Genomic DNA, 18,297 nt, shown 5'->3' with positions numbered 1-18,297 from the left:
GCGTGGATTAATCGACTGTTGGGCAGTTTACTAAAAATCACAAAAACCAGACTAAAACCCTGTCAAGAACTTTTTTAATTATTTACGCTGAGTAGTTACAACAAATATACACTGCGTTGAATATTAACCCCGACCCGATTGGAAAAGTTAAAACGATCGTTGATATGAAACCTGTAGTGCCAACTGGGGCCGATTGAAAAATTTAACTCATTGAAATAATGGGAAATTGACTGTATATGTCACGAAGATAGGCTAAGCGCCCTAAATCTCTGCCAATCATATGTTTTCCTGATGGCATCAGTTGAAACACATCCTTTATTAATTCACCTAACTCTTTCAGCTTATCACCAGGATCTGGAAACTCTAGCAATGACATGATGAACTCAAGCAGTACATCCATTTGAGACTTGCGCTGTAAGCTTCCTACGGTATACGCAGGTAGTTTGCTTTCAATGCGGGCTATTTGCTCTGGGTGAAGGAGAAGGCAATGGTCAAACAAAAGACTCAGAACCAGGCCACGGCTTGATCCCTCTTCATCTAATTGTTTGGCCTCACGCCCCCATCCTTCATAAAGCTTCCAGTCCTCAAAGAAAACCTCAATCAGCCATCTCAACGTATAGGCTTGAATAATATCTTGTGTGCGCCAAGTCAGGTCTGTCGCACTAAATAGCGATAGTCGTTTTCACCGTCATATTTTAAGGCAATGACAAAGCGCTTTTTACTGTGAGAACTCACCTTTAATCGTGCACTGCTGACAGTCACTTTAATCTCTTTGCCGCCACGTACACGTATTATCTGATCAATGCCTTTGTTAATCGAATTACAGGCGCGCCATGCTACCTCACGAAATTCCGGGACTCCTGTCGCCGTAATTCGTTCACCTACGCAGCGAATAGGAGATGCTCCAGCCGCCCTGCGTCCGCCACAGACTGAGCACAAAGCAGCTCAGTCATGGCTACCACAAATGGCTCTACGGCTATTCGGGATAAAATTTTAGCCTCCCTCGCGCGCTATCGCGCACTTCGGATTGGCAAATTTCCCTGCGCCTTCTGGAGACTATCAGCCCGTCCGGGGCTGACAGCGAAGTAGCTCTCGACTGACCTTATTCTACCTCTATATTCAATTTTTTGGTTTTTACGTAATTGGCTAATCACCTGCGAGCCTCCAGATTCTTTAGCGGCTTCGTCCATAAAGGCTTTTTCACCATAAAGCGCATCAGCCAGTACGCCTTTAATTTTAATCAGGCTATGCGCAACTTTAAACTCTTTTAATAAGCCTAATGCAATCTCTGTTTTGGTCGGGTAGGCACTGTCACGTTCAGGCTTAATAGGCCGATCTTTTTTTGCTATACCGCTCTTTTTCAACCGTTTATCTTCTTTATCCCACTGCTTTAAGGCTGGATCCGGCATATAAAAGAAAAAACCGACAGGCACTGTAATGGATGAGGTAACTAGCAGCAATAATACTATCGTTTGTCCATTAACATACCCGCCGGAGCCTTTGTGTTTCTGCTTGTAAACCTTATAAATACGTTTTGTAGACTTAGATCGTGCTCGGTCTGATTCATCAAAGGCCAACACACCTTCAGTAATGCCATAACGTTTTAAAATTAAGACCACACTCACCCGTAGCAACCAGTCCCAGGGTATACTTGCTTTACGAAACACCCAGGATAATGCGGCTACTTTGCAATCTCCAAGGCTTGCTCGCTCAAACTTAGCCCAGCAAACAGAGTTCATTAGCAGTATGCACGTTAAACAAGCGCCCAACCAAGCGGCTTGAATCCGTGTCAAAGCGGCTCCGGGTTTTAGCTGATTGAGCGCATCATTTAAATCGTCAATACGGGGAGTCGCTATTTTTGCGAAAGCTTGTTTTGGGCATCCCAGCCCAAGCAAGCAGCAAAAACTTAACGCGACCACTTATGCCTCCGGCGGCCCCGATTCGTCCTCGTCACCTCGTCCCGACCCAACAAGGGGTCGGAACATAGGCTCCAAATGACTTGACGCCGTGTCGGATGGCCTTTTATTTTGTCTCCACCTTCGCTAACGCTCAGACTCCGACAAAATAACGGCCCTACGGCTATCGCGGACTAAAAATCATCACTTCGCTTAGGCTCCGTTTCCCTGATTTTCAGCGATAGCTTTGGATAAAGGTGGCTGGGGCATTCATTAACATGGGCTTACACCGATAAAATTACAACAACCTCAGAATACCTGATTTTACCTTCTCAATATCAAAAACTTGAACATCGAGTTATAGGGTAGTGTTTTCCCGGTTAGTGCCATACACATATTAGTGCGCCCATGAAACCCACCGGTAAATGCAATGGTGCCACGACGGCCAATATGGGCGCGAGCGATTTTTATCGCATTCTCTACCGCTTCAGCGCCGGTACTCACAAAAATGGTTTTTTTAGGTGACTCTCCCGGCACCAGTTGATTTAACTTTTCTGCCAGCTCAACCGCTTGTTCATAAGGATTAATCATCACGCAGGTATGCGAAAAACTGGCCACTTGTTGTTGCACTGCAGCCACAACTTTGGGGTGGCTATGCCCAGTATTACAAACCGCAATACCCGCACCGAAGTCGATATAGCGATTGCCTTCAACATCCCATACTTCTGCATTTTTAGCTTTGGCGACATACGCCTGATACATATTCCCCATACCGCGTGCGATAGCGGCTTGTTTCCGTGTTTGCAATTGCGCATTGCCGGTCATAATGGAGTTCCTTTGAATTGCTGTTAATTGCGATCTAACGGCTTAATCCGCCCATACATAAATATTTGATTTCCAGATATTCGTCCATGCCATATTTAGATCCTTCGCGACCTATGCCAGACGACTTAATTCCTCCAAAAGGAGCGGCTGCATTGGAGATCATTCCCTCGTTAATACCAATCATGCCGTATTCCAGCGCCTCTGCAACCCGCCAGATCCGGCCTATATCTCGTGAGTAAAAATAGGCGGCCAGGCCGAATTCAGTATCGTTCGCCATCGTGATTAATTCACTTTCACTGTGAAATTTAATCACTGGTGCAACCGGGCCAAAAATTTCATTGCTGGCAATAGGCATATCATTGCTCACATTAGCCAGAATAGTTGGCTGATAAAAAGACCCGCCTAATGCATGTGCCGCACCACCGGTAATAATATTAGCACCCTGGGCGATAGAATCTTGCACTAGCTGGTCTATATCCTGCATCGCCTTAACCCATCTTCGTCACTTTCATCTTTCTAAGCCATTGATTCATCGGTTTAAGCGATTTTTTGTCGAAAAATTCTCTTTAAAATCAATGGTGTTTTTTTTGAAAGTTTTGTAGTGCCATTTATATTATTTTTGTCGATAAATTCATTGACTTTTGTCAAAAAAATCATCATTATTTGAGTGTAATTTACATGCGACAAAAATACTCTAAAAAATCCAACGTTTTATACAAAAACACAAAATCTCAGGCGCGCCATGCTACCTCACGAAATTCCGGGACTCCTGTCGCCATAATTCGCTCACCTACGCAGCGGATGGGAGATGCCCTGAACGCCCTGCGTCCGCAACGACTACGCACAAAAGCCGCTTCGTCATTACTACCTCACTGGCTGGACGGCTATTCGGAATGCAATTCTTGCTCCTCTCGCGTGCTGCTAGCACACGTCGAATCAGCGAATTGCCCTGTCGCCTATCAGGGACTAAAAATCACCACTTCGCTAAGCTCCGTTTCCATGATTTTCAGCGGTAGTGCCAACTGGCTACTTTTTAAAATTTCAACCAGTTGATTTATAACAACTACATCATCAATAGTGACGAAGATGGGTTAACATGGATTAATGGACCAATATCAGTCCCTTCGACCATGCCATCGCCCACTTGTAATTTATTCACCGCAACTTTGAATTTTTCTATAAACAATGCAGGTGCTGCCTTGCGCGTAATCATAGAATTAGGAAAGTTCCACGGCGTAATCGCGGCGACCACACCAACCGGCTGTTTAATAACAATGATGCGCTTATCAGTTGATGGCGCAGGAATGGTATCACCATAAATACGTTTTGCTTCCTCGGCGAACCATTCAACAAAAGATGCGCCATAGGCGATTCCACCTTTAGCTTCAGCCAGCGGCTTACCCTGCTCCAGAGTCATGATAATGCCAAGCTCATGCTGATATTCCAGCATAAGTTCAAACCAGCGGCGTAATAAGCTAGCACGCTCAGCAGCGGGCTTTGCCTGCCAGGCTGGCAAAGCTGCCTTTGCGGCTGCAACCGCTAGCTCGGCGGTTTACAGCCGTGCCATTTGCTATTTGTGCAATGCCTTCACCATTGCAGGGGTTAGTTACAGCAAAGGTATCTGCGCTGTCCTGCCATTGTCCATTAACGTAAGACTGGGTTGCCAGTAGATCTGCATGTATCGCCATATAAAACTCTCCTGCTGCTATGCAGCACTAGCTAAATTATTAAACAACGCTATTTTCTGTTTGCACTTAAATCAGCTGCATTTTACGAAAACCACCCGGCTCATTCTACTGTATAATCAACAGCATTTTTAACTTGTCACCCTAGATACGCTTTTATGGATTATTTATTAGCAAATACCCCTTTAGAATCATTATCAACTGAATGCCTTATTGTAGCCGTTTTTAACGATATAAAGTTAAGCCCCGCCGCCCAGAATCTGGACTCATTAAGCAACGGTGTTATTACTGACATTCTGCAACGGGGTGATATTAAGGGCAAGGTAGCCGATACTCTATTAATCAACTATCTTCCCCATGCAGCTTTTAAGCGCGCCCTGTTGGTAGGTTTTGGTGATGCAGATAAATTAAGCGCAAAAACCTACCGCGAAGCACTCAATGCTGCTGCAAAAGCGCTAAAGTCTAGCCATATTAGCGAAGCCGTGTGTTGTTTGGCAGAAATTAACCTAGCAGGCCTAAACGCTACCTGGAATGCGCGCCAAATTGTTGAATCCTTCGATGCCGCTTTGTATCAGTTTAATCACTGTAAAAGTAAACCTGCTGATAAATTCAGCTTAACGTCATTAAGCCTGCACGACCAGTCAGATAGCGATGCCATTCAAACAGGCATTAACCAAGGTATCGCAATCGCACAAGGGGTTGCGCTGGCAAAGCGTGTGTCGGATTTACCTGGCAATATCTGTACGCCGACCTATCTAGCGGATCAAGCGTTAGAGATTGCGGCACAACATGCAAATCTATCTGCTGAAATTCTGGAAGAAGCGGAGATGCAAAAACTCGGCATGGGCTCTTTTCTATCGGTAAGCCGTGGTAGCCGCCAGCCCGCCAAGTTAATTACCCTGGAATACAAAGGCGCAGATGCGGATATCCAACCGATCGTATTTGTCGGCAAAGGCCTGACCTTTGATGCGGGGGGGATTTCCTTAAAGCCCAGCGCGGGTATGGATGAAATGAAATACGATATGTGCGGTAGTGCGGCTGTGCTAGGCGCATTACAAGCAGCGGCGCAATTACAATTGCCATTAAATATAGTCGGCATTATTCCGTCCTCTGAAAATATGCCGGATGGCGATGCCAACAAACCAGGCGATATCGTCACCAGCATGGCTGGCTTAACGATCGAAATTTTAAATACCGATGCAGAAGGTCGCTTAATTCTGTGTGATGCACTCACCTATGCGAAGAAATTCAACCCTGACGTGGTAATTGATATGGCCACTTTGACAGGTGCCTGCCTGGTTGCGTTAGGCCGTGTACCAAGTGGCTTGTTAGGCAATGACGAAACCTTATGCAATGACTTGTTTAACGCCAGTGAAACAGCACTAGATAGCATTTGGCGCTTGCCTTTATGGGATGAATACCAGGATCAGCTAAAATCTAATTTTGCCGATATTGCAAATATTGGTGGTCGTGATGCAGGGACTATTACAGCCGCCTGTTTTCTGTCGCGTTTTACCAAAGACTACCAGTGGGCACATCTGGATATTGCCGGTACCGCGTGGAAGAGTGGTGATGCAAAAGGAGCAACAGGCCGGCCTGTCCCTTTATTAGTACAATATTTATTAAACCGCGCTGCGACCGCGTAAAGTGACTTACTCCCGCGCTCAGCGTGGGAATGCATGGCCAGACGCTTTACGTCACGAAATACAATACCTGTATGCAACTGCCAAAAGTTAATTTTTATATCTTACCGACTCAATCTGAACAAGGACGGCAGTTATTTGCCTGTAAGTTAGCAGAAAAAGCTTTTCGTCTGGGATTTAAAAGCTATATATTAACTAACTCTATGCAACAGGCGCAGCAGATGGATAACATTCTCTGGACGTTTCGTGCCAGTAGCTTTGTACCGCATGAAATATTTCAGGATGGCTTACCGAGTATTGCTAATGCCGTTATAATTGGCACACAGCAAGCACCTGCTCCTTGGCAGCATACGCTGATAAACTTATCCACTGTCTGCCCTGAACAGTTAGATCAGGCAGAGCAGATTTTTGAGTTATTAGATAATGACGAGACACAAAAACAGGCAGGTCGGTTACGCTATAGGCATTATCAGACATTAGGTATAACCCCCAATACACATAAAATGTAACAGTAGGCTGGGTTAGATTATCTAAGCGTAGCGCAGATAACGTAACCCGGCAATATCTATCAGATAAGCTTTTTCCGGGTTACGTTTTTCTTGCTCCGCAATAAAAATCCAACCCAGCCTACAGTAATACTTCAACTTAATTTAACAAACCATAACATGGAAAAAACATACAACCCCGCTGCTATCGAACAACATTGGTACTCCACCTGGGAAGAAAAAGACTACTTTGCTCCCAGCCAGGAAGGTGAGTCATTCTGTATTATGATTCCACCACCGAATGTTACCGGCAGCCTGCATATGGGCCATGCTTTCCAGGACACTATCATGGATGCGCTGACGCGTTATCATCGCATGAAAGGCTATAACACTTTATGGCAGCCTGGCACTGACCATGCGGGAATAGCCACACAAATGGTGGTTGAGCGCTTAATCAATCAGGAAGGCAAAACCCGCCATGATTACGGGCGGGAGAAATTTATTGAGCGCATCTGGGACTGGAAAGAAGAATCCGGTGGCACAATTACCCAGCAATTACGCCGCATGGGGGCATCCTTAGACTGGTCGCGCGAGCGTTTTACAATGGATGATGGCCTGTCTGAAGCGGTTAAAGAAGTCTTTGTCAGTCTCTATGAAGAAGGCCTGATTTATCGCGGTAAACGCCTGGTTAACTGGGATCCCGTGTTGCATACTGCGGTATCGGATTTAGAAGTGTTATCCGAAGAAGAAAATGGCTCTATGTGGCACATGCGCTACCCACTGTCTAATGGCCCGGGAGATTTAATTGTGGCCACAACACGCCCGGAAACCATGCTTGGCGATGCTGCAGTCGCTATTCATCCGAGTGATGAGCGCTATAAGCACTTGCTTGGCGAGTTTGTTAAATTACCCTTATCAGGCAGGTTAATCCCTATTATTGCCGATGAATATGTCGACCCTGAGTTTGGGACCGGCTGCGTTAAGATCACACCAGCACATGATTTTAATGATTACGAAGTCTGGACACGGCATAAAGAAGTTCCGTCAATCCAGGATCAGGTGCATGGCGGCCTGATTAATATTTTCACCCCTGATGCGGCTATACGCGAAAATGAACAAGATGAACAGGATTTAATACCTGCTGCTTATATCGGCTTAGGCCGTATTGCCGCACGCAAGCAGATCGTTGCCGACCTGGATACACTGGGTTTATTAGAAAAGATTGAAGACCATAAATTAATGGTTCCTCGTGGCGATCGCTCTGGCAGTATTATTGAGCCCTTATTAACTGATCAATGGTATGTTAAGGTTGCGCCGCTTGCAGAACCCGCTTTAGAAGCGGTCAAATCTGGTGAGATTCAGTTTGTACCTGATAACTGGAAAAATACTTATTATGACTGGATGAATAATATTCAGGACTGGTGCATTTCCAGGCAAATCTGGTGGGGACATCGTATTCCTGCCTGGTATGATGAGCTGGGTAATATTTATGTGGGACGTAACGAACAGGAGGTGCGCGAGCAGCATAAGCTTGCCGATGACTACCCGCTTACTCAGGATGAAGATGTATTAGATACCTGGTTCTCCTCTGCACTATGGCCATTTTCCACTCTGGGCTGGCCGGAAAAAACGCCTGAACTAGAACAATTTTATCCGGGCAGTGTGTTGGTCACCGGCTTTGATATTATCTTCTTCTGGGTTGCCCGCATGATTATGATGGGCAAGAAATTCATCGGCGATGTACCGTTTAAGAAGGTCTATATTCATGGCCTGGTGCGTGATGCCGAAGGCCAGAAGATGTCTAAGTCCAAAGGTAATGTGCTGGATCCAATTGATTTAATTGATGGCATTAGCTTAGAGGCCTTAGTCGATAAACGTATCTCAGGAATGATGCAACCACATCTGGCTGAGAAAATTGAAAAAGCTACACGCAAAGCCTACCCGGATGGTATTCCTGCTTATGGAACCGATGCACTGCGCTTTACCTTTGCCTCACTGGCATCAACTGGTCGAGATATCCGCCTGGATGGTGGGCGTATCGATGGCTATCGTAATTTCTGTAATAAATTATGGAATGCTGCCCGCTTTGTATTGATGAATACCGAAGATCAGGATTGCGGGGTAAATGGAGGAGACTTAGAGTACAGCCAGGCGGATAAATGGATCGTATCACGCTTGAATCAGGTGGTTGCCACAACCAGCGATGCAATTGAAGGCTATCGACTTGACCATGCCGCACAGGAAATCTATGAATTTATCTGGAATGAGTACTGTGACTGGTATTTAGAGCTCTCTAAAATTTCCCTGCAATCCGATAATGTTGCGCTACAGCGTGGTACACGTAAAACACTGTTAACGGTTTTAGAAACTGTATTACGTCTTGCACACCCGATTATGCCATTTATCACCGAAGAAATATGGCAACGGGTTGCACCGCTGGCAGGCGTGCAGGCTGACACCATTATGCTACAGCCCTACCCTGAGCCTGATACAAACCAGATTGATGCTGAAGCAGTCGCGGCTATTGAATGGACCCAGCAATTTATCCTTGGTGTTCGGCGCATCAGAGGGGAAATGAACATTACCCCGGGTAAGCCTTTACCTGTGTTACTGGAGAATGTATCCGCAACTGATCAACAATACTTACTTCAAGCACAAGTTTATTTACAAAAATTAGGCCGCATTGAATCTATTACCTGCCTGGCAAAAGGCGATACAGCACCAGAATCAGCCATCGCCTTAGTGAATGAATTACGTATTTTGATTCCCATGGCAGGCTTAATTGATAAAGAGGCAGAAATTGCGCGCCTGGAAAAAGAAATCGCTAAGCTGGAAAAGGATTTACCGCGTATCGAGGGTAAATTGAATAACCCTAAATTTGTCGATAAAGCGCCTGTCGCCGTAATTGAAAAAGAAAAAGATAAACTGGCAAAAGCGCATAGCTCGTTAGCTAATTTTAATGAGCAATTACTTAAAATTCAGGCGCTTTAATATTTTAGCTGAAGTTTCCCAATTATTGAGTAGCTGAAATGCACAATGCTGGTGTATCGAGGTTTATTTTAGGTGGTTTTGCCATGTTTATCATCAGTGTTCCCCTATCAATTGAGGCCGTGAAACTAACCTCGCCACAAGAGAGCTCATAAAGCACTGTAAAGACATTCCTGTTATTATTGCGTTTTGAACTGCCCGAATGGTATACGAGCTGATACGAGATATTCTTGCCTGGAAAAATAATGGATTCACAAAACGATCTCGTTTTTGAGCCTGTTGCTGCCTTATCTCCAGAGCCTCGCTATATTTTTTATCCGATGGATGAATCAATTCTGGCTGTTGTGTTTTTGAAATCTCTTCAAACACGCGCATTAAATTATAGCTCATTGCAGTCAGGCGCATTTGATTTTCAAGTGAGCGGGTATTGGAAGACCAAGCTTTAGTTTCCTTGAAATTACTTTTAGTGTTATTGAATGTCTTTTCAATCGTCCATCGCTTGAAATACAGCATGGCAATGGTTCCAGGGTTAATAGTCATTGGCAAGGTTGTCACAAACCGGTGAAGTTTTCCGGTTTCTGGATCACGGTAATCCACCACGTTAAATTTGATGCCCTTGTTTTCGTACACACTGTATGCTTCAACCCCTGTATTGATCTCATGGCGGGAGTCAAAAGGGATAGACTCAACCAGAGTCGCAATTGAATTTTCTTTTAGCATTGAAATCATGTAATTAGCATGTCGTTTCTGCCGATCCCACCAGACAAAGTCGGTGACGGCTTTATCGTAGACATAGAGATGTTTCTGAGAGCTGTTATTTCACTTGTTTTGCTTTTCAATATGATCTCGTAACACAGGTATTTCTTGATGTCTCTGAGTTCCGTTTGTCACCAGACAAAGAAATCTGAGCAACCCACTTCTGAGATTCAACGCGTAAATCCCCCCGGCCGCATAAACTTTCCCCTTGCTGTTTTTTTCAGTATGGCAGGCATGATCAATAAAATGTCCATCCGCTGCTTCTATGGTGTATTCGTCAAGTTCCGGGAATGCTTTAAGATAATCAATGCCTTGCGATAGCAGTGTTTCAGCGTGAAGATGATAGCTCTGCTGTTCAAATGCCTCAAGCATACTTGTTCGTCTATGCGACTTCAGTGATTTAAAATACGTTGAGTGGGGAAGCAGCTGGCCATAAATCTGTTCATTGGTTTGGAGGAAATGGCGACCACTATCGACTACACTGATACAGCGTAATAACCCAAGGCGAATAAAGTCGATATCCTTCAACTCTGGGCATGAACGAGCCCACAAAGGATGACGCTCTGCTAACAGGGCACGTTCCATACTTTCATTGCAGTGTTGGTGAATATGTTCAGAGAGTGGTAGGTCTTTAAGCATGGGTGATATCCGTTTATGAGGTGATTAAAACGGAAATTTTTAGAAAATTTTTTTCGGCAAATGCAAGCTTTATTTGAAATTATTTGTTGTTTTTTTACGGTGCCTACAGAGTGTTTATTTGCTGTTATAAGTGATTAAAATCAAAAATATGGAAATATTCGAGTGGTGCTACCTTCAGGTAGGTTATAGGCTGCTTTGTTTAGGTACTTCTTCTTTCAATGGGAACACTGATGATGTTTATAGCAAACCCCTACTTAATTCCCCTTAGGCAATAGCATTTGAAACGAATGAAAAGACTGTTTTTTTCATATAGTTGTAGCATAGTTTCAATTTTACCATAAATAATTATTGGGAAACTTCAGTTAATCAACTTTGGGGGGCACGCACTCGCAAGACACCACTATCAGCCTCTCGGGTCATATCATTACGTCACATTGGTCCCTACATAATAGAAGCCAAAGCGATGAAAATTGAAGACTTCACGCATGACTTATACATTTCAATCTACAATATAATTCTCGAAAACTACGACCGCCCTCAAGTGCCTCTTCAGGATTTAAACCTCTATCTACGTTACCTTCAGCAGGAAAACTTATTAACAACTCAAATTGATATAAGTAGTCCAGCAAAACATTCGGGGAGTCGCTATTTTTGCGAAAGCTTGTTTTGGGCATCCCAGCCCAAGCAAGCAGCAAAAACTTAACGCGACCACTTATGCCTCCGGCGGCCCCGATTCGTCCTCGTCACCTCGTCCCGACCCAACAAGGGGTCGGAACATAGGCTCCAAATGACTTGACGCCGTGTCGGATGGCCTTTTATTTTGTCTCCACCTTCGCTAACGCTCAGACTCCGACAAAACAACGGCCCTACGGCTATCGCGGACTAAAAATCATCACTTCGCTTAGGCTCCGTTTCCCTGATTTTCAGCGAAGGCCACCCAAAAAAAGCAAGGATCACCAGCTCTGAAAGAGAAAATGCCTATTCCCGAGTTGGTTCGCGCAATAGTGCAACTAAAATGGGCCGTCGAGGATCAATTCGATGAAAGTGATAGAGCTACATCGGATTTACTGAGTGCTTACACACAAGCTTTCCAATACAGTATGGGACTGCGAATAGGAGAGGTTCTTCGGCTCCCTATGGACTGCCTACAGGAAGTAAACGGTGAACTTATGTGTAAAGTATGGGCTGAAAAAGGAATGGCTCCACACAGACGGTATGTTCCCGCTGCATGGAGGCCGCTACTGTTAGAGGTGGTTCAAAAAATACAAGACCTCACTCGTCCTTATCGTGATAATGCGAAAGAGCTTGAGGAAACTAAGTCCCTTACTACTGTTCGTGACCGCCTCGATAAATTTATAGAAGGCCGTCGCTCAAGTGCGAATGAATTACTTACTGAACTTGATGCCTTTTTAGTTGAAAAAAAATTAGAAACTAAAAATGCTTGGACATTAAAAAAAGAAATTAACCCTGCGAGTGAATACACACTTTTAGAGCTTGCTGACATACTTCCTATTAGCAGTGCATCAAAAACAACTGCATCGATGGTAAAAGGCACCTCCTTACACACAAGTCCTAAAATACGCCTTTTAGCTTTCTGGCCATTTGAATACCATATACGCAGTCCTGAATCCTCTGAAAACCGATCCAAATACTTTTCGCACCAGGGTCACCATCTGATTTACGCCCTAAAAAACCACCCAATGTCGCTAAATTTCTTAACACGGCATTCAGTGTAGGCACTTTTTTGGGTATCTTTTTGTCCAATAAACCATAAGATGATTTCCATTCTAAAGGATCAAAGATTAATTCAGCAGGCAAGTCAGGACAGATGCGACCTAAGCGCATAAGATACATCACCCGCCAAGCAATAACCATGGCCATGACTAAGGCTTTTTCAATGCGCTCTTTACTGGATAATTGAAGCTTTTCAACCTTGCAGCCCACTTTCAAAATATCAAAAAACATTTCTATTTCCCAGCGACAGCGATACCAGTCAATCAACTCACAGGCTTGATCTTCACTTTCTACCCTTCGATTGCTTAATAAGCGCCATATGAGCGGTGACTTCCCTTTAGGCGGGTTGATTTCTTTTGCCTGAACCAAAGTTACTTCAATACCTTCTTTCCCTTTTACGGGGAAAGTGCAGCGTAACACTTTAATTTCTTGCTGAACTTGTCGCGATTTTTCGCCTTTTTTTCGTGGCTTAATAAAACTAACGCGACTCATAACCTCTTGCTTATCGACGCTATCCCACAGTGTTTCATCCGCTGATAATTTACGGTTATGCCTGGCTCTTACTAGCCAGTCAGCAGGCGTATTTAACGCCTTACTTCTCTGCATAAGACTTAAAATATCACCTTCTCTATCGGCCACATAAACGAGCCGACTTTTAGGGCAACGTTCGGCCATTTCAGCGACACGTTCATAACCTTCTATCCAGCGATCACTTTCTTTTATCGTGGGATTATTTTGATCTTCTGCTTTGCTTTTTCCTCTTGCCCACATCCACGCATCACTAACCCCTAAAGGGAGCCGGTCTGGTGTAATGCAGAGTGTCGGATGCAAGTACATGCCTCTTTGGGCATCGTAAGATAAGCGACCTAAATCCTCAGTTTCTTGTCCATTAAAATCTAATTCTGTCGTATCTTGTAAGCATAAAATAACGGGCTCTTCACTGACTATAATGCGCTGTTCAACTTGATCTGTATGGGCGACTAACAACTTTTCCCATGTCACATTTTCATTTGCATAAAATCGATAAGTCGCTTGTGTTTCAGCCCAGCCTTGGCAAGCCTGAGGAATGCTTAGTTTAGGCGCTTTTACAAAAGTTTCTATCAATTTAACTGCTCTTTTATTAAGCCGTGAATCACCTAAATCTAAATTACAAAATTCCATTTCTGCCCAAGTCTCAGTCATCGTTACTAAAATAATGAGATTTTACACTCTTATATCAGACTTGTGTGTAAGGAGATGGGTAAAAGGCACCTCCTTACACACAAGTCCTAAAATACGCCTTTTAGCTTTCTGGCCATTTGAATACCATATACTCAGTCCTGAATCCTCTGAAAACCGATCCAAATACTTTTCGCACCAGGGTCACCATCTGATTTACGCCCTAAAAAACCACCCAATGTCGCTAAATTTCTTAACACGGCATTCAGTGTAGGCACTTTTTTGGGTATCTTTTTGTCCAATAAACCATAAGATGATTTCCATTCTAAAGGATCAAAGATTAATTCAGCAGGCAAGTCAGGACAGATGCGACCTAAGCGCATAAGATACATCACCCGCCAAGCAATAACCATGGCCATGACTAAGGCTTTTTCAATGCGCTCTTTACTGGATAATTGAAGCTTTTCAACCTTGCAGCCCACTTTCAAAATATCAAAAAACATTTCTATTTCCCAGCGACAGCGATACCAGTCAATCAACTCACAGGCTTGATCTTCACTTTCTACCCTTCGATTGCTTAATAAGCGCCATATGAGCGGTGACTTCCCTTTAGGCGGGTTGATTTCTTTTGCCTGAACCAAAGTTACTTCAATACCTTCTTTCCCTTTTACGGGGAAAGTGCAGCGTAACACTTTAATTTCTTGCTGAACTTGTCGCGATTTTTCGCCTTTTTTTCGTGGCTTAATAAAACTAACGCGACTCATAACCTCTTGCTTATCGACGCTATCCCACAGTGTTTCATCCGCTGATAATTTACGGTTATGCCTGGCTCTTACTAGCCAGTCAGCAGGCGTATTTAACGCCTTACTTCTCTGCATAAGACTTAAAATATCACCTTCTCTATCGGCCACATAAACGAGCCGACTTTTAGGGCAACGTTCGGCCATTTCAGCGACACGTTCATAACCTTCTATCCAGCGATCACTTTCTTTTATCGTGGGATTATTTTGATCTTCTGCTTTGCTTTTTCCTCTTGCCCACATCCACGCATCACTAACCCCTAAAGGGAGCCGGTCTGGTGTAATGCAGAGTGTCGGATGCAAGTACATGCCTCTTTGGGCATCGTAAGATAAGCGACCTAAATCCTCAGTTTCTTGTCCATTAAAATCTAATTCTGTCGTATCTTGTAAGCATAAAATAACGGGCTCTTCACTGACTATAATGCGCTGTTCAACTTGATCTGTATGGGCGACTAACAACTTTTCCCATGTCACATTTTCATTTGCATAAAATCGATAAGTCGCTTGTGTTTCAGCCCAGCCTTGGCAAGCCTGAGGAATGCTTAGTTTAGGCGCTTTTACAAAAGTTTCTATCAATTTAACTGCTCTTTTATTAAGCCGTGAATCACCTAAATCTAAATTACAAAATTCCATTTCTGCCCAAGTCTCAGTCATCGTTACTAAAATAATGAGATTTTACACTCTTATATCAGACTTGTGTGTAAGGAGATGGGTAAAAGGCTATTCATCATGGGGATTGGACTTAACAATACGTCCACTTGATGCAAAACGGAATAAATACTCTGTTCGTGGCCAAGCTATTTTGGATTTCATCAATTTCCATATAGACCAACGGGGCAATAATTTAACAGAGCAAGAATTATTATCTGTCATTCATGGAAAACACATTCATCGAACAAATTCAGGTGATAAAACAATCTCTAAACTCAGTAAAAGAGGAGAAGGAGGCACAGCTGCTTGCTATACATTTTCTCCTAGTACCTTTGAAGGCAAAGGTCGGGCTCCCGCTTTAATTACTCGATCTGATGCTGCTAAAAAGCTTACTGAATATGCTCATGGCGGCTTTGATATTGAAGAAAATATCGATGTCATTACCTTTCGTGAGATTCTCCCCGAACTTGTATTATTAACAACCAACTCAAAAAATAACGATTTCAAGAAATTGAACCCAGATTTTGAAATATCAAATAAACAAAAAATAACAGTCAGAGTTAAAACTGCTAATTCACACATTCGCTACTCGGTAAACGAAGGGTTTACCATTTCTCAGCAATCAATCGAAAATTACATATACAACAAATTCATTGATAATAATTTCGCACTGGAAAAAGAGCCCCATGAATTTGATACTGAAGATGTGAAAGCTGACTTTGACGCTAAAGCTATCACAATAGCATCTAAATCATTCTCTCGTGAGCAAAAAATCTCTGAATTCCTTTTTTTACGAGCCGACATAGGATCAGGGAGCGCAAACCCTTTATCTCCTGAAATGTTAGGCTACAAAGCAGTTATGTATTTTTTTATGGGTAATGACCGTTATCCAAATGCATTTAAAAAATATGGATTAGACATAGCTGACCATATCGCTGATTCATGGCAATCTCATAAGGGTCGTCATTGGCAGACAACCTCTCTATTTCGTGCTGGTGTACAACCTGCTATCGTAAACAAATGGATGGGAGGTACTGACCTACAAGGCGCTCATTACGATCATAATACAGGAACCGAAAGAGCTAAATTAGTCGGTGCCGCAATGCTTGAAGATCAAAACCGATTTGTAGGTGAGATACCTCAAAAAGTTCGTCAATGGGTAGCTGATGAGGGTAGTGGGTTAAATCTGTGTTTTTGCATGAATATCCCTGCCAAATTCCACCTTATTTATTAACAGACCAATCACAATATCATGCATTTTCTCTAACTTAGAGAAGCAGATTGTTCGACGAGTTAATCGTTTTATCCATGCTCTAAAATTCAAGTTTTTACGTTCAATTTTTTGGGTGTTTTTCTTACCTATTTCATGTTTCTCAGCATCGAGATGACATTCATAAGCGCCCCAGTCATCGGTGTAATAACGACTGATATTTAAAGGCAAAAGTAACGCTTTTAATTCTTTGAAAACAATGTCCTTACGCTTGCCAAAAACATAAGCGAGTACCGTGTTGGTTTTATGATCAACAGCATGCCATAGCCAGCGTTGATTGCTTTTATTTCCTACAAAAGACCACTGTTCATCCATTTCGGCTTCATCACAGCAGACCTGTTCTAGTCTGACTTCCAATGGTTTCCCTTGATCAAAGGTCTGAAAAAGAGGGTTCACTTGAACAAGACTGTTTTCTTTGTTTTTTAAAGTACGAGTCACCGTATTTTTATTGATTTTAAGAACCCTAGCCGTGTCTCGAGTGCCACTACTATTGATAGCCATTTCGACAACGTGTTCTTTGGTTCCAAATTCACATGCTTTATAACAATATTCCAACATGAAGGTGTTGGTTGAGCAAGCTGTGGTCTGGCAACGATATCGCTGCACACCACGATCGCTACTACCTGATTTCATCAGGTTGGAATTAGTACAGTTAGGGCAGGTGATTTCTTGATAATATTTCATGAGGGAATTATGCAATAAATCACTTTCTTATTCTATTGCTCTCATGCTAAACACAGGTTTAACCCACTACCGGAAATGGATGTAAACACTTTGTTTTCGACCTTAAAGATGAATCTCAGCGTACTCGGTTAATTGCGGAAAAAGATAAATCTGAAGCAGAGCTGACACGATTACTCGATGTTTATGATCGTGGAGTTTTAGCTGCTAAAATGCACATAAAGCATCACCTTGGAATCGTAAAAAATGCTAGCACAACAATAGAAAAAGCTGAAAAGCTATTAGGCACCACATTTACCAATAATCAGAACGAATTCTTACCATTTCTTGAAGAGGGCTCTTTTCCTGATGACTGCCCTTTCCAATGTGGAGATAATCAATAATGGCTACCACCAAAGAACAATGGAAAACTGCATTTGATTTACTCAGTAAATTTGAGAGATGCCTTATAAAACCAGAGGAATTTAAAATGTATTCTTCATATTTAATTTTATTTGAATCAATATAACGCTCTGCTTTAGATTTAATGTGCGGTATTGTTGCAAATTTTGTTCGTTTTAATCCTTGGGAATCAAAAGCATTATTATCTGCGGCTTCTAGAACACCAATTATTATTTCAAATGCGTTCTCATCTGATGTTAGTTTTTATAAATATTATTCAATATCTTCAACCTCTTTCGCAAAGCTATTTGCTTCATCATAATCCGTAGATTCAGCTTTACACTTTAAGTATTCAATATATATTTTTCCAACTTTTGGTAAGCCAATAATAGAGTTAATTAAATAATTATAATAAGGTTTTTCTTCAAAAAGTTTTTTTTAATTCTGAAGAGAATATCTCAACTAGTTCATCATCTGTTAAATCATTTTTTAAAGAAACAAAAACAGATATTGGATGGCCAAGATGAGTTTCGTTTACCGAAATTTTCACTTTTTCAATTCTTTCGAAAAATATTTTTTTAAACCGCCTTATGTTTACTTTATTAACCCCTTTAAATAACTCACCATTTGAAGATATAACTCTAAGGATCAATAAATGATAATTTGAATCATCAGACTTATCTTGAATTATTTTTTTTGTAGAAGT

General features: G+C 42.6%; 16 protein-coding genes and 2 pseudogenes. 7 read left to right on the top strand and 11 right to left on the bottom strand.

The genetic code is table 11. The features are described from left to right. Positions 1 to 202: 202 nt before the first annotated feature. From K6984_RS03050 to K6984_RS03040, 3 genes are all read right to left on the bottom strand, one after another. Entirely contained in the window at positions 203 to 613 is a 411-nt protein-coding gene (locus K6984_RS03050; RefSeq protein ID WP_221894170.1) for a hypothetical protein, read from the bottom strand. 35 nt (positions 614 to 648) lie between these two features. Then, positions 649 to 939, bottom strand: coding sequence for a hypothetical protein (locus tag K6984_RS03045; RefSeq protein WP_221894169.1), 291 nt, complete (start codon positions 937 to 939; stop codon positions 649 to 651). Positions 940 to 1,010: 71 nt separating this feature from the next. After that, positions 1,011 to 1,895: a transposase gene (locus K6984_RS03040; protein ID WP_221894168.1), complete on the bottom strand. Its 885-nt coding sequence runs from the start codon at positions 1,893 to 1,895 to the stop codon at positions 1,011 to 1,013. Here K6984_RS03040 and K6984_RS32350 point away from each other — a divergent pair. Further along, the gene (locus tag K6984_RS32350) at positions 1,859 to 1,987 is read left to right on the top strand and encodes a hypothetical protein (protein ID WP_263458596.1); all 129 of its coding nucleotides are present in this window, start codon (positions 1,859 to 1,861) and stop codon (positions 1,985 to 1,987) included. The two genes, K6984_RS03040 and K6984_RS32350, sit on opposite strands and share 37 nt — an antisense overlap. Positions 1,988 to 2,243: 256 nt before the next feature. Here the strand turns inward: K6984_RS32350 and K6984_RS03035 are convergent. After that, a pseudogene (locus K6984_RS03035) lies at positions 2,244 to 2,720 on the bottom strand (aminotransferase class III-fold pyridoxal phosphate-dependent enzyme); the annotation flags it as partial. A 34-nt stretch (positions 2,721 to 2,754) separates the two neighbouring features. Next, positions 2,755 to 4,408: pseudogene (locus K6984_RS35945) on the bottom strand (aldehyde dehydrogenase family protein). Between the two features lie 155 nt (positions 4,409 to 4,563). On the opposite strand from K6984_RS35945, the gene K6984_RS03015 reads away from it, so the two are divergent. The 3 genes from K6984_RS03015 (at position 4,564) to K6984_RS03005 (ending at position 9,524) form a co-directional block, all read left to right on the top strand. After that, the gene (locus K6984_RS03015; protein ID WP_221894164.1) at positions 4,564 to 6,051 is read left to right on the top strand and encodes a leucyl aminopeptidase; all 1,488 of its coding nucleotides are present in this window, start codon (positions 4,564 to 4,566) and stop codon (positions 6,049 to 6,051) included. Between the two features lie 29 nt (positions 6,052 to 6,080). Continuing rightward, positions 6,081 to 6,557, top strand: coding sequence for a DNA polymerase III subunit chi (locus tag K6984_RS03010; RefSeq protein ID WP_230987857.1), 477 nt, complete (start codon positions 6,081 to 6,083; stop codon positions 6,555 to 6,557). A 156-nt stretch (positions 6,558 to 6,713) separates the two neighbouring features. Then, on the top strand, positions 6,714 to 9,524 hold the full coding sequence (locus K6984_RS03005; RefSeq protein ID WP_221894163.1) for a valine--tRNA ligase: 2,811 nt from the start codon (positions 6,714 to 6,716) through the stop codon (positions 9,522 to 9,524). A gap of 93 nt (positions 9,525 to 9,617) precedes the next feature. Here the strand turns inward: K6984_RS03005 and K6984_RS03000 are convergent, their stop codons facing one another. Together K6984_RS03000 and K6984_RS02995 are read right to left on the bottom strand one after the other, a co-directional pair. Next, positions 9,618 to 10,250 carry a transposase gene (locus K6984_RS03000; RefSeq protein ID WP_221894162.1) on the bottom strand — a complete coding sequence of 211 codons (633 nt, stop codon included), beginning with the start codon at positions 10,248 to 10,250 and terminating at the stop codon, positions 9,618 to 9,620. 90 nt (positions 10,251 to 10,340) lie between these two features. Beyond that, positions 10,341 to 10,916, bottom strand: a complete 576-nt coding sequence (locus K6984_RS02995; protein WP_221894161.1) for a hypothetical protein — start codon at positions 10,914 to 10,916, stop codon at positions 10,341 to 10,343. A 651-nt stretch (positions 10,917 to 11,567) separates the two neighbouring features. Between K6984_RS02995 and K6984_RS32345 the strand changes: the two genes are divergently transcribed. Beyond that, on the top strand, positions 11,568 to 11,696 hold the full coding sequence (locus K6984_RS32345) for a hypothetical protein (protein ID WP_263458596.1): 129 nt from the start codon (positions 11,568 to 11,570) through the stop codon (positions 11,694 to 11,696). 27 nt (positions 11,697 to 11,723) lie between these two features. Continuing rightward, positions 11,724 to 11,882: a hypothetical protein gene (locus tag K6984_RS02990; protein WP_221894160.1), complete on the top strand. Its 159-nt coding sequence runs from the start codon at positions 11,724 to 11,726 to the stop codon at positions 11,880 to 11,882. Positions 11,883 to 12,488: 606 nt separating this feature from the next. Here K6984_RS02990 and K6984_RS02985 read toward each other — a convergent pair. Together K6984_RS02985 and K6984_RS02980 are read right to left on the bottom strand one after the other, a co-directional pair. Beyond that, the gene (locus tag K6984_RS02985; RefSeq protein WP_420831625.1) at positions 12,489 to 13,832 is read right to left on the bottom strand and encodes an IS4 family transposase; all 1,344 of its coding nucleotides are present in this window, start codon (positions 13,830 to 13,832) and stop codon (positions 12,489 to 12,491) included. A gap of 131 nt (positions 13,833 to 13,963) precedes the next feature. After that, positions 13,964 to 15,262, bottom strand: coding sequence for an IS4 family transposase (locus tag K6984_RS02980; protein WP_476693184.1), 1,299 nt, complete (start codon positions 15,260 to 15,262; stop codon positions 13,964 to 13,966). On the opposite strand from K6984_RS02980, the gene K6984_RS02975 reads away from it, so the two are divergent. Further along, positions 15,147 to 16,493 carry a hypothetical protein gene (locus K6984_RS02975; protein WP_221894491.1) on the top strand — a complete coding sequence of 449 codons (1,347 nt, stop codon included), beginning with the start codon at positions 15,147 to 15,149 and terminating at the stop codon, positions 16,491 to 16,493. The two genes, K6984_RS02980 and K6984_RS02975, sit on opposite strands and share 116 nt — an antisense overlap. Here K6984_RS02975 and K6984_RS02970 read toward each other — a convergent pair. Together K6984_RS02970 and K6984_RS02965 are read right to left on the bottom strand one after the other, a co-directional pair. Next, positions 16,440 to 17,213 carry an IS1 family transposase gene (locus tag K6984_RS02970; RefSeq protein ID WP_221894158.1) on the bottom strand — a complete coding sequence of 258 codons (774 nt, stop codon included), beginning with the start codon at positions 17,211 to 17,213 and terminating at the stop codon, positions 16,440 to 16,442. The genes K6984_RS02975 and K6984_RS02970 overlap by 54 nt on opposite strands. 802 nt (positions 17,214 to 18,015) lie before the next feature. After that, on the bottom strand, positions 18,016 to 18,297 hold a 282-nt coding region (locus K6984_RS02965), incomplete at its 5' end, for a hypothetical protein (protein WP_221894157.1).

The sequence above is a fragment of the Bathymodiolus japonicus methanotrophic gill symbiont genome, assembly GCF_019721995.1.
GTDB lineage: Bacteria > Pseudomonadota > Gammaproteobacteria > Methylococcales > Methylomonadaceae > Methyloprofundus.
The sequence above is the reverse complement of the archived record's forward strand: the minus strand, read 5'-3'. Positions and strand labels throughout refer to the sequence as shown.

Excerpts from the sequence above, each read along its gene's own strand:
- K6984_RS03015 (WP_221894164.1), top strand. The coding sequence starts at position 4,564 with ATGGATTATTTATTAGCAAATACCCCTTTAGAATCATTATCAACTGAA.
- K6984_RS03010 (WP_230987857.1), top strand. The coding sequence starts at position 6,081 with ATGCATGGCCAGACGCTTTACGTCACGAAATACAATACCTGTATGCAA.
- K6984_RS03005 (WP_221894163.1), top strand. The coding sequence starts at position 6,714 with ATGGAAAAAACATACAACCCCGCTGCTATCGAACAACATTGGTACTCC.
- K6984_RS03000 (WP_221894162.1), bottom strand. The coding sequence starts at position 10,250 with ATGATTTCAATGCTAAAAGAAAATTCAATTGCGACTCTGGTTGAGTCT.
- K6984_RS02995 (WP_221894161.1), bottom strand. The coding sequence starts at position 10,916 with ATGCTTAAAGACCTACCACTCTCTGAACATATTCACCAACACTGCAAT.
- K6984_RS02990 (WP_221894160.1), top strand. The coding sequence starts at position 11,724 with ATGGCCTTTTATTTTGTCTCCACCTTCGCTAACGCTCAGACTCCGACA.
- K6984_RS02985 (WP_420831625.1), bottom strand. The coding sequence starts at position 13,832 with ATGACTGAGACTTGGGCAGAAATGGAATTTTGTAATTTAGATTTAGGT.
- K6984_RS02975 (WP_221894491.1), top strand. The coding sequence starts at position 15,147 with ATGCTTAGTTTAGGCGCTTTTACAAAAGTTTCTATCAATTTAACTGCT.
- K6984_RS02980 (WP_476693184.1), bottom strand. The coding sequence starts at position 15,262 with ATGACTGAGACTTGGGCAGAAATGGAATTTTGTAATTTAGATTTAGGT.
- K6984_RS02970 (WP_221894158.1), bottom strand. The coding sequence starts at position 17,213 with ATGAAATATTATCAAGAAATCACCTGCCCTAACTGTACTAATTCCAAC.